The sequence below is a fragment of the Streptomyces smyrnaeus genome, from assembly GCF_017676345.1.
In the GTDB taxonomy this organism is placed as follows: Bacteria; Actinomycetota; Actinomycetes; order Streptomycetales; family Streptomycetaceae; genus Streptomyces; species Streptomyces smyrnaeus.
Window position 1 is genome coordinate 79,762 of record NZ_JAFFZM010000027.1, and the last position, 6,874, is coordinate 86,635.

The window sequence follows — 6,874 nt, forward strand, 5'->3', positions numbered from 1 at the left end:
GGTTAGGGAGGTCAGATGGACCGTGTGTCACACCGTCCGTCCTGCGCAAAGCGGCTACGGCAAGAGGGGACCGAGCGTGGGGAGACAGTCCACGAGATCGCCCGGAACATTCACATCCACTGCTCGGTGTCACCCCTGCGCGCACAGCGTTTGGCCCGAGGAATGACCCTCAAGGAAGCGGCCGAGAGACTGAACGTGCTCGGAAGGGGACGCGCTGCGGCTCCTCGAGTGGACGCCGACCAACTGGGACACTGGGAGACCGGCCGCCAGCCGCGTCCTGCCACGGTCGAACTATTGTGTGACCTCTACGAGTGCGTGCCTCAGGATCTCGTATTGGCGAGTGCGTCGCTCGTTCCGACTGCGCCGCCGTCACCCCCTTCGCTGGCGATGCAGGCGTCCGCAGCGCACATGTCCCTCGAGCAGCACGTCGACGCCGCCCGACGCGAGGTGGACCGCACACTGGCGACCGGCACAGTCACCGCAACACAAGTCGACTTGCTCGATGAGCAGTTGCTCTGGGCGCGCGAGCAGTACGTCTACACACCACCAGCACCAATGCTCCAAGTACTTCTCGGCCAGCTGAAGGAGGTCAGTGACCTGGCTGCGCAACGGCAGCCGGCCGCAGTGCAAGTGCGACTGTCCGAACTGACTGCCATGCTTGCCACTCTGATCGCCGACGCACTCATGAAACTTGGCCATCTGACACGGGCGCAGTCCTGGTACGCAACAGCGCGAAACGCTGCTGAAGACAGTGGCAACCCGGAACTACGAGCGCGGGTACGGGCGCAGGCCGCCATGCTCCCTTACTACTACGGACCGCTTGAGGCCGCCGTCAGCTTGTCAAGGGAGGCCCGCATTCTCTGCCGCGGTCGGCCCGGGGCCACCACCGCCTTTTCCTCCGCCGCCGAGGCCCGCGCCTTGGCGAAGCTGGGCAACACCGAAAGCGCGATGGCTGCACTCCGCTCCGCACGAGCCGCGTTCGAGCAGACCAGAGACCGAGGCACCGTCGACAACGACGCCTTCGGCTTCCCCGAGCGCCGCCTCCGGCTGTATGAGAGTGGAACCCTCACAGCGCTCGGCCAGACAAGCCAAGCGCGGCGCGTACAAGAGGCAGCGCTCCGCCTCTACCCCGCCAAGACCGGCATCGACCCAGCGCTCCTCCACTTCGAAGCTGCCATTTGCCTTGCGCATGACGGCAGCCCGACCGAGGCGTGTCAACTGGCCGCAGCCACCTTCTTGCGGATGGTCCCCGGCCAGAGGACACCTATCGTGGAAAAACGGGCACGCGAGGTCATTGAGGCTCTACCGCCGGGAAAAAGCGGTCGCGGGGTCCGTGAGCTCCGCGAGATCCTGGCGCGTCCTACCGGGCCGATGTGACAGCCCTATGGGTGGTCGGCGAGCCTGGGCGCATGAGAGAAACGGCGCTGACTCCTGGCGGGTTCGACGAGTCCGAGATGCAGCAGGTCCTGAAGCGGGGATGCGAGGCTGTAGGACTCGACAGCTCCAACGCACGCCTCCTACGAGGACACACCAACGCCGTCGTCCTCCTCGAGAAGGAGCAGGTCGTTGTCAAAATCGCCCGCAGGGGATCAAGCATCGACGACGTCACGCGCACGGCTACATTCGTCCGCTGGCTGATGGCATCCGATTTCCCCACCGCCCCTCTTCACCCTGTCGACCAGCCAGTCATCATAGACGGCCACGCCATCACCTTCTGGACCTACCTGCCCCAGCCAGAAGAACCGATCGCCGCTGCTCAGCTGGCCCAGCCCCTGCACGCGCTCCACTCGCTGCCTACACCACCCGTGGCTCTGCCAAACCACGACAACTTCGCAGCGATCCGCCGATCCCTCGCGGCTATCACCTGCCTCCCCAGACAATCGCTGCTGTTCCTGAACGAACTCACCGAACGGCTCGAGTCACAATTGCGCGCCGTGCAGTTCACCATGCCTCAAGGGGTCATCCAGGGCGACCCGCAACACCGCAACGCCCTCCATACCAGCGATGGCAGAGCTGTTCTCTGCGACTGGGACACCGTGGCCGTCGGGCAGCCCGAGTGGGACCTCATCACCGTCGAAGTCCACTGCCGCCGCTTCGGCCACGGCCAACAACACTACGACGCTTTCGCCGACGCTTACGGCTGGGATGTCACCCGTTGGCGCGGTTACCGTCCACTCGCAGTGACTCGCGAATTGCAAATGATCACAACAAATGCTCGGAAGGTACGCCATGCTCCCTGGAGTCTGAAGGAAATCGAACGACGAGTCGAGGGCCTGCGTCGACAGGACGAACACCTACAATGGAATATCCTGTGACTCGACAGACCAACGCCCTGTGAGTGCTGCCCCACTTCCAGCCATCCACGGGGCGGCGCAGCATACGGTGAGCTGCGAAGCGAAAGGGGTCCTGGGTTCGGGAACGCCGGGAGTCTTTGTGACCCTGGCAGAACTGGCGCCGCGCGTGAGCGCAACGAACCTCCCCCGACGGTGAACGCTTCGGCTCAGGCAGTGAAGGGCTTCCTCACGTGTTGCTGAGTTTGTCGATCTGTGCGGTTACCAGACCTGAGTGGGTGCGGCCATCTTCAGGTCGGCCGTGACCCCCGCGAGTACAGCGAAGGCCACCGGCCCGACGAGGTGGCCGCATGGCTTACTCCGTGCCCAGGACAGTGCGAGGACGGCTGGCACCGGGCCGACCCCCGCCCGCTCGACCAGGACGACCAATCCTGCACCGTCTGCCGCGGCGGCCAGCTCCTCACCGACCGCGGCGACGCGCCACCATTCCCACAGCGGCAGCAGTTTCGCCTGACAGATCAGCCACCCGCCCAACCCGACACCCGCACCACAGCGCCCGCACCACAGCGCCCGCACAGTGCGGACCGCTTTGCCCCCCCAACCTTGCCCGGGAAACCGAAAGACCAGGAACTGGGCCATCGGCCGACCACCGCCGAACGCAGCCCGGACCCCGTCCTCCAGGCCATCCGAGCCCCGCGCCACCGACCCCGAGAACCAGCTGCGCGAACCCCCGGCACCGCCCGAGCCCGGCGAGGACGACAGCCTCATCCTGCGCGCCCGTGCCGCGGGCGAACGCGCCGACCAGGCCGACACCTCCCGACAAGCCGCCCTCCAACGCCCGGGCCCAACGCGGCGGGAATCTTCCCAAGAAGGCCTTCGACCGCACCCGCAGCCGGAACCGGCCAGCCCCCTGGCCATGGACCGAAAGGGGCTCCACGGACCAGTCAGGTTCGACTTGCGGTCCGGCTGCGGCCGCCAGCCGCTCCAGCACATCGGAAGTGATCGTGGATGCGGCCTACACCAAAGACGTCACCCGCGCCTTCCCGCTCAGCCCTTCGGGCGCGCACCGCTTGGTCAAAAGACCGAGACTTTCCGCTCCGCCAGCAAGGGTATGGAAGACAAGCGCGCAGCTGCGACGGCGCATGCCATCGCCCTGATGTGAAACGGAGACCCGGCGAAATCAGAGCCACGATCTTTCTTGTCGATGATGTCTTCACCAGGGGACCGCAGCTGCAGCACGTAGCGCTCCGGCTCAGGGCAACGGGAGCCCTCCGACGGCCGCGGACTCGTCCTCGCGCGTGTGCCCTGGAGCGGATGACTGCACACAGGCACCAGAGGAGTTGACGTACTGCGATGAGCGCCTCTTCATCACCAGGCCGTACGCCTGACGAAGCACCGGACCTGGTCCGTATCGCGCTGCGCCACGCCAAGGGGGCCGCCTTCCGACGGCAGGCACGGTCAAGACGAAGTGCGCCCGCTTCCCGCTCGCGCCGGGGTGGGGGAATGACCCCGGTGATGAGCATCCGCGATGTTCTGCTCACCCTGGAACAACGACTCTTCGGCCACGTGATTGCTTCTCCCGCCGGCCGCGTTCGCGCACGGTGGCAGCAGGTAGTCGGTCCCGAGATCGCCATCCGCGTCCGCGTTGCTGGCTTCGACGAGCAGATGAGCACCCTGGTCGTCGAAGGCGGCGGCCAGGCGTGGGTCACTCAGATGCGTCTGCTGGGGCCCCGGCTGGTGCAACGGCTCCAAGAAGATGGCCTCCCGGTCAGCGCAGTCGCGTCTACCGGGCCAGCAGCGCGCCGCCACCGGCCGGGGCCGAGGCGGCCGGAGAGCCGGCCACAGACACAAAGGGCCGTCGCGTGCAACTCGACTTCCGGCTGGCCGAGCCGCCACTGACCACTCGGCTGGAGGCAGGACGTCAACGGCAGAACGCCGCAATGCCGAAGGAACACTCCACCCCCATCACCGCCGGCCGCTCTGCCGTGACCCACCAGGAAGCGCTCCTCACCCATGCCAGGCCCCTGCACCGCGCCCGCCCCGGCCGCCAGAACAGCGACCACCCCCCTGGAGAACTATGATCTTTCACCCCGAACCTCCGGCGCCCCCGATGGCGGTTAGGCGTCTCGACCCACCTTCGCGGCGCCACGGAGCGGCACATGACTGACGAATCACCACAGGCCGGGCCCCAGCACGACTTCAGCGCAGAGAAGACCGTCCTGCGCGGCATGTTCGGCTCGTTCGACCTGATCGCCGACATCGTGGAGACCGTCACGCCTAGCGACTTCTACCGGCCGGCCCACGAGCACATCTACCTGGCGCCGCGGTCTCACGCCGGTGTCATGTCACAGGCCAGCGGCTCGTGTCGAACACCAGAGCTGAGGAAAAGACACGGAAACTGAGATGCGGCGCGTCCGACACGTCGTGAGACTGCGGAAGAACCCGCAGGTCACAGCATCGGCGTGTGACACGGAAGCTGAGAACCTGCAGTGGATTTGTAGGTTCTCAGATCGGATTCTCAGGGTTGATGTCGGATCAGCGTCGGACGCGACACCGTGCTGAGAACCCCACGTCGTGGCCACCACTCGTTTGGGTTAAGCCGTGAGGTGTGCCCCCGTCGATGTGCTGATGGGGGCATCGTGCTGCTGGTGGCAGTTCGACCTGGGGTGGGGACGAAGGCGGAGGTCTGCTTCCGGCGGCCGGACGGGAGAGTTGAAGCCCGCCCCTCGGAGTCTGTTGCAGCGCTGTTGCTTCAGTCGGCCGCCCCTTGGCGCGCCTTCCGCTGGTACAGCGGGCAGAAGCACTATTCCGGGATGTATTGGGCGGCGACGGTTGGGGTTCACGTGATCTACGAGTCGCGCCTGGAGCTTGCGCGGCTGTTGTTCGCCGATTTCGATCCGTGGGTACGCGGCATCGTGGCCCAGCCGTTCTTGCTGAAGGCCGAGGTCGAGGGGACCGTCCGCAAGCAGATCCCGGATTATCTCGTGACCTGCGAGGGCGGTCCGGTTGTCGTGGACGTCAAGCCGTGTGACCGGTTGTCGAAGCCGGCGGTGGCTTCCACGTTCGCGTGGACCCGGCAGGCGGTGGAGTCACGTGGGTGGCGCTATGAGGTCTGGAGCGAGCCACCGTCCGCAGAGCTGGACGACGTGCGTTTCCTTGCCGGGTACCGCCGCGATGGGCTGTTCAATCCTGAACTCCTGCAGGAACTGCGCCGGTTCCTCTCTGGATGGCGTCGCGTTGAGGGACGTCGCCCGGTGCGTTCCTGGGAGGAGACCCCGACGACGTGGCCTCGGTGGTCTTGGACCAGCTCGGCGAAGAAGAGCGTCAGGTGGTGGCGGAGCGGGCCGGCCATATGCGGGAGGTGCTGACGGACTACCGGTTGGGCAGTCGGGAGGTCCCGTACGGCCGCGCTGCGCCGACGGTGGCGGACCTGGCCGTCTCGTTAAGGGTGCCTCGGTTTACGACAGTGGTCAACGCGGTGCTGGCCGAGCTGAAGGTGGAAGGCGCGACGGCGGCGCGCGAGGTGCACGGGCAGAACCCGAAGGTGGCCGCGTTCCTCGGGCGCCGGTTCCACGGACTTACGTCGATCCCGCACGACGAGTTGAAGGCCCGCACCCGCGGCGTGCGACTGGTGGTCCGAGCCGGGGAGGCTACGCCGTACGCGAACATCATCCTGCGCTGTGGTGTGCCGTTCTAGCGGCGCTGCCACCTCTTACAGATGTTGTGGCGTGCATCACAACCCCCCGTGTGTCACACCATGCAGATCCACTTCGTCTGATGAATGAGTTGCGCGACGAGGGATCAGACTGACCGAACGAACATGCCGCATCCTCCTTCGGTTGGCCGTATAGCGAGTCGGCGGATGGTCATGCGACGGAGATCCCCTGTCGGCGCAAACGTCCGTTCATACGAGCAGCAGAGGAGAAGCGATGAGAAAGACCCTCACCGGCGGGTTGGTCGGGTTACTCGCCATCGCGGGACTGTCCCTGTCGGCGGCGTCTCCCGCAGGAGCCAACGAGACCATGGCCGGCTGGAACTTCAAGTGCCTGGACCCCGTGAAGTCCTCCCAGGATCCCGGTGGGTGGAACGTCACCGTTATCGGCACCAGGGACGGAAACCGCGCCGAGTATTTCCACGCCACCTTCCTGGCCCACGGCGAGAAGGTGCGGATCGTCGACGAGCGGAACGCCGACGGCAACCCAGGGCCTTCCATGAAGGTCGAGGTCTATGACTTCACCGCCGGAAAGATGGCCACAGGCCACTTCGGGGCAAGCAACGCCACCGACGTCTACGACATCGGCGGCGACGACATCGGAAAGCCCGGGAACATCCCGGAGGGGCACAAGATGCGCATTGGTCTTTCCTCCCCAGGAGCCGGGGGAAGCGGGTTGTGCCGGGGCGGCGTCTCCTGAGCGGTCGCCGCTGTAGTCGCAGCCGCGCGACGTGAACGGGGTCCGAGGCTGTTGGGTGCCCCAGCAGTTGCCACTGGGCACCCTAGTGGTTGTCCCGTGTGGGGCGTGAGTCATCCGGTGAGGGTCAGGTTGTGCAGCCGGGCGATGCCGAGAATGGCCTGGTGAACGCCG

At 66.1% G+C, this 6,874-nt stretch carries 8 protein-coding genes; 7 read left to right on the plus strand and 1 reads right to left on the minus strand.

The window, feature by feature from the left end:
- The first annotated feature begins 162 nt into the window (after positions 1-162).
- Positions 163-1,377 (plus strand): NsdA family TPR-like regulatory protein, encoded by a 1,215-nt coding sequence (locus JW613_RS31270; RefSeq protein WP_245226590.1) that lies wholly within the window; start codon positions 163-165, stop codon positions 1,375-1,377.
- A 32-nt stretch (positions 1,378-1,409) separates the two neighbouring features.
- Positions 1,410-2,315: a phosphotransferase family protein gene (locus JW613_RS31275; RefSeq protein WP_209214239.1), complete on the plus strand. Its 906-nt coding sequence runs from the start codon at positions 1,410-1,412 to the stop codon at positions 2,313-2,315.
- Positions 2,316-2,552: 237 nt separating this feature from the next.
- On the opposite strand, the gene JW613_RS31280 is transcribed toward JW613_RS31275, so the two are convergent.
- Positions 2,553-2,825 carry a hypothetical protein gene (locus JW613_RS31280; protein ID WP_209214240.1) on the minus strand — a complete coding sequence of 91 codons (273 nt, stop codon included), beginning with the start codon at positions 2,823-2,825 and terminating at the stop codon, positions 2,553-2,555.
- 969 nt (positions 2,826-3,794) lie between these two features.
- Here JW613_RS31280 and JW613_RS31285 point away from each other — a divergent pair.
- The 5 genes from JW613_RS31285 to JW613_RS31305 all read left to right on the plus strand — a co-directional run bounded on the left by JW613_RS31285 (position 3,795) and on the right by JW613_RS31305 (position 6,703).
- Positions 3,795-4,190: a DciA family protein gene (locus JW613_RS31285; RefSeq protein WP_209214241.1), complete on the plus strand. Its 396-nt coding sequence runs from the start codon at positions 3,795-3,797 to the stop codon at positions 4,188-4,190.
- 260 nt (positions 4,191-4,450) lie between these two features.
- Positions 4,451-4,693, plus strand: coding sequence for a DnaB-like helicase N-terminal domain-containing protein (locus JW613_RS31290; RefSeq protein ID WP_209214242.1), 243 nt, complete (start codon positions 4,451-4,453; stop codon positions 4,691-4,693).
- Between the two features lie 237 nt (positions 4,694-4,930).
- Entirely contained in the window at positions 4,931-5,659 is a 729-nt protein-coding gene (locus tag JW613_RS31295) for a TnsA-like heteromeric transposase endonuclease subunit (RefSeq protein WP_307866118.1), read from the plus strand.
- Positions 5,623-5,988 (plus strand): RbsD/FucU domain-containing protein, encoded by a 366-nt coding sequence (locus JW613_RS31300; protein ID WP_307866119.1) that lies wholly within the window; start codon positions 5,623-5,625, stop codon positions 5,986-5,988. Before JW613_RS31295 ends, JW613_RS31300 begins: the two co-directional genes overlap by 37 nt.
- A gap of 232 nt (positions 5,989-6,220) precedes the next feature.
- Positions 6,221-6,703 (plus strand): hypothetical protein, encoded by a 483-nt coding sequence (locus tag JW613_RS31305; protein ID WP_209214243.1) that lies wholly within the window; start codon positions 6,221-6,223, stop codon positions 6,701-6,703.
- Positions 6,704-6,874: the final 171 nt, after the last annotated feature.